The sequence below is a fragment of the Micromonospora sp. AMSO12t genome (assembly GCF_008806585.1).
Lineage (GTDB): Bacteria > Actinomycetota > Actinomycetes > Mycobacteriales > Micromonosporaceae > Micromonospora > Micromonospora reichwaldensis.
In genome coordinates this window covers 1-1,822 of record NZ_WAAS01000480.1, presented here as the reverse complement: position 1 = coordinate 1,822, position 1,822 = coordinate 1, and the positions used below count along the sequence as shown (strand labels likewise).

The following is a 1,822-nucleotide window of genomic DNA, read 5'->3' as shown; positions in this document are numbered from 1 at the left end:
ATCATGCAGTTGTGGCGGGCGGAATGCCACTATTTACCCCTTTCGTCAGGCACCACAAGTGCATGATCGACCCGTCCTGCCAGGTGCCGCTGCCTTGCTACGGGCCACGAGTCGGCATTCTTGGGGAGTGCCCGTTCTTACCTCCAAACTGGACACAGTCGTCTCGGCGTCGTACATGATGTTCTGCCTGTACTCCCACGGTGCGAACGCGCAGCGGGATCATTCGGAAGCAGGGCGACTGGCCTTCGCTGACGGGGTCGGGTTCGCCGCCAGCGCCGTCGGGGTGCGTACAGCAACCGAGGTCAGCCGGGCTTTCGTGTCGGTGGAGACCTGGTCACGGATGCCGTGGATCCTGCCGGAGCAGCGCCCGTTCGACTTCGCGTTCGAGGGTGTCGTGGACTTTCCGGACAACTGTTGGCGCATCGACGAGTCGCTCGACTCCCCAGTTCGGTGCGGCATCGTGCTGCCGTCGGGTGCGGGCCGATACGGCGCGCGGGTGATCGCCTACAACCACAACGAGGTCCTCGACCGGTTCGAGATGGCGCAGGCTGGCACGGAGGAGTTCACCGCCGCATTGGACAAGATGAGACGGCTCATTCCCGAGGCGGCGGAGCGGTACCAGATCCAGCTGTGGCCGCTAGGGCGGCAGGGTTAGACCCACCGCGGGTACCGCCAAGCGCTGCCCTGACCACGAACTACGCCCCGTCGAGCACCCCGGTCCAGATCAGGAGGCGAAGAGCGCCGCGATCGTGGAGATGATGTAGGCAGGGCGGCGGTACAGGTCCAGGTCGGTGAAGTAACGCATGCGCCAGCCATGGGCGGCGAGCCAGTTCATGCGGGAGCGGTCGTGGCGGAGGCGCTCACGGTCGAGGTGCGAACTCCCCTCGTACTCGATGCCGATGCGACGCTTCCGATAGCCGAGGTCCAGCCGGTAGATGCAGATGCCGTCTTCGTCCCGCACCCACAGTTGGGGGTCCGGAGCAGGCAATCCGCCGTCGATCACAGGAGCCGGAGCTGACTCTCCTGGCGGCACTCCGCTCTGGGGTCCGCGAGGTCGATCAACTGTCGCGCCTGGCACACGGCCCGGAGCCGGGCATGCCGCGTCACCTCGGTCCGGAGTTGGTCAGGCCGACAGGCACCCACGCGCAGGCACCGATCGAGCAGCGGCAGGGCGTTCATCCGATGCTGCGACCTGGCCAGATCGACAGCGCACCGGGCCGCAGGCGCGCAAGGTACCCCTTCCAGCAGAACCGGCTCCTGGACCGGCAGCACGGACTCGTGCGTCACGACGCCCCGGATACGAGGTACGACGAGCCCGGCCGGCACGATCACGTGGACGTCGTCGCTGGGCTCGGCTCCGAAGCCGTGCAGCCGGGCGCCGGTCTGAAAGCCGACCACGACCCCGTTCGGCAGCCTCCTGAAGATCGCCGTCAGTTGCTGGCCTCGGTCGACCGTTGGACCGTAGACGCCCCTCGACAGCCGGTGGATACGCCCCGTGTCGACGCTCCGTCTCACCTGCGCCCGACTCAGCCCCACGGAGATCAGCTCCGGATACCGGTACAGCCCCTCTGCCATGACCAGTCACCCTGCCGAGCGCGCCCCACTCGCACCACCCGCCCTGATGCCCCTGTGGACAACGCCCCCTCTGTGGAAAACCCCCACCTCACCCCTGGCGCGTGCTAGCCCGAGCGGCCCCGGCTCCACGACCGACGTGACGGCAACGCCGCTCGCCCCTCGTACGGCGGGCTGCACGCGCACACAGCTCCGTCGATCATGCACTTGTGGTGACCAGAACGCCCGCATTCACACCTTTCGCGGGGCA

General features: G+C 67.4%; 3 protein-coding genes. 1 reads left to right on the top strand and 2 read right to left on the bottom strand.

Translation table 11 applies throughout. The features are described 5' to 3' along the window. Nucleotides 1–127: 127 nt before the first annotated feature. Nucleotides 128–655 (top strand): hypothetical protein, encoded by a 528-nt coding sequence (locus F6X68_RS32470; RefSeq protein ID WP_151457809.1) that lies wholly within the window; start codon nt 128–130, stop codon nt 653–655. Between the two features lie 69 nt (nt 656–724). Here the strand turns inward: F6X68_RS32470 and F6X68_RS32465 are convergent, their stop codons facing one another. Together F6X68_RS32465 and F6X68_RS32460 are read right to left on the bottom strand one after the other, a co-directional pair. Continuing rightward, nucleotides 725–961 carry a DUF559 domain-containing protein gene (locus F6X68_RS32465; RefSeq protein WP_151457808.1) on the bottom strand — a complete coding sequence of 79 codons (237 nt, stop codon included), beginning with the start codon at nt 959–961 and terminating at the stop codon, nt 725–727. Between the two features lie 38 nt (nt 962–999). Beyond that, nucleotides 1,000–1,575 carry a type IV toxin-antitoxin system AbiEi family antitoxin domain-containing protein gene (locus F6X68_RS32460; RefSeq protein ID WP_151457807.1) on the bottom strand — a complete coding sequence of 192 codons (576 nt, stop codon included), beginning with the start codon at nt 1,573–1,575 and terminating at the stop codon, nt 1,000–1,002. Nucleotides 1,576–1,822 lie beyond the last annotated feature (247 nt).